The sequence below is a fragment of the Enterobacter sp. SECR19-1250 genome, assembly GCF_013391025.1.
Lineage (GTDB): Bacteria > Pseudomonadota > Gammaproteobacteria > Enterobacterales > Enterobacteriaceae > Enterobacter > Enterobacter cloacae.
In genome coordinates this window covers 1-463 of the sequence record NZ_JACASJ010000310.1, presented here as the reverse complement: position 1 = coordinate 463, position 463 = coordinate 1, and the positions used below count along the sequence as shown (strand labels likewise).

At 47.1% G+C, this 463-nt stretch carries 2 tRNA genes; both read right to left on the bottom strand.

Features of this window, described 5'->3' with window-relative positions:
- Nucleotides 1–169: 169 nt before the first annotated feature.
- Nucleotides 170–245 (bottom strand) — tRNA-Ala (locus HX884_RS26765).
- 37 nt (nt 246–282) lie between these two features.
- Nucleotides 283–359, bottom strand: a tRNA-Ile gene (locus HX884_RS26760).
- Between the last annotated feature and the right edge of the window lie 104 nt (nt 360–463).

Below are 463 nucleotides of genomic sequence, written 5' to 3'. Positions count from 1 at the left end.
ACAACCCGAAGATGTTTCACTTCTGATTGCGAAAATTTGAGAGACTCGAACACACCATTAAAGATGTGTCGTTTCAATTTTCAGCTTGATCCAGATTTTTAAAGAGCAAAACTTCGCAGTGCACCTTTTCAGGTTCACTCTGAAGTTTTCTTGTGTTCGCAGTAAAAGATGGTGGAGCTATGCGGGATCGAACCGCAGACCTCCTGCGTGCAAAGCAGGCGCTCTCCCAGCTGAGCTATAGCCCCATCGTTTTGCAACCTCTTCAAATTTGCTTTGCAAATTTGGTAGGCCTGAGTGGACTTGAACCACCGACCTCACCCTTATCAGGGGTGCGCTCTAACCACCTGAGCTACAAGCCTGTAGAGGTTTTTACTGCTGTTTTTCATCAGACAATCTGTGTGAGCACTGCAAAGGCAGGTTCTTTAAGGTAAGGAGGTGATCCAACCGCAGGTTCCCCTACGGT